Source organism: Achromobacter pulmonis (assembly GCF_002885955.2).
GTDB lineage: Bacteria > Pseudomonadota > Gammaproteobacteria > Burkholderiales > Burkholderiaceae_B > Achromobacter > Achromobacter pulmonis_A.
On the sequence record NZ_POQS01000051.1, the window covers coordinates 1 to 868 of the forward strand.

Genomic DNA, 868 nt, shown 5'->3' on the forward strand with positions numbered 1-868 from the left:
GCCAGAAACTTCTTAGAACAGACCAGAGGAAGCCGTCGCGACCACTCCCCCAATCTGCGCAAATCCAAATTGGTCTCGGCTTCGCCGCGTTAAAGCTGGCGAGGCATCGTTTCCGCTCAACGTTTCGTATTGATTTATGCTGTTCTTTCTTTGGCAAATAGTATTCGATACGTTTGAGAGCCGTCGCAGCAATAGATGACTTTTCACCCACAGATGCAGCCAAATCAACCGGCTTTTGAATAATCGTTCCCGCCGAGCCAGCACTACTGAAAGTCGCAATGGTTTCGGCCATATGCTGCCGATACGGCGGCACGAGGTCGAAATCTTCAGCGTTTGCGATCAGAGCATAGTCGGACGAGCGGGCTCGTCTGGGCCAAATATTCAGTTCAGCCTTCGAGCCGTTCTGCGTGATTGACCCAACGGCATAACCGTGCAGTCGAACATTTTCGTTTGCTATTCGCTCTATCCCAAATAATGATGCAGCCTGGGATATTCTGCGGCCCGCCCCTCCACCGACAATCGTGGTTTGAACCTTTGCTTCATGCACATGACCGAAAAAATGAATATCAAATCGACCGGGGCGGGAGATTTCGCTATTAAAGTGATGCAACGCGTCTGGAGAGAGCCAGTTGGGGGGATGGTGCGTAAGCAGAAAATTAAAGTCGTGTTGATCGAACCACTTGCCCGGCTCATTTGAGGTCACCGCGTTAATCTGGCGGATGTCCATCACCAACCTTTCCCGACAATTGCTGTTATCTAATTGCAGAAAAGTTGAGTTTAGCCCTACCAGCCCCACGGACAGATCATTCACAGAAAACGTTGCTGAAAAGTCGCCAGGAACTATTCCATTAGGGAAGGTCTGAAGAAC

Annotated in this window: 1 protein-coding gene; it reads right to left on the reverse strand. The window is 50.1% G+C overall.

Features of this window, described 5'->3' with window-relative positions; translation table 11 throughout:
* Positions 1 to 727 (reverse strand): metallophosphoesterase family protein (locus C1I89_RS34310; RefSeq protein ID WP_219929641.1); only part of this gene is annotated, 727 nt, incomplete at its 3' end.
* Between the last annotated feature and the right edge of the window lie 141 nt (positions 728 to 868).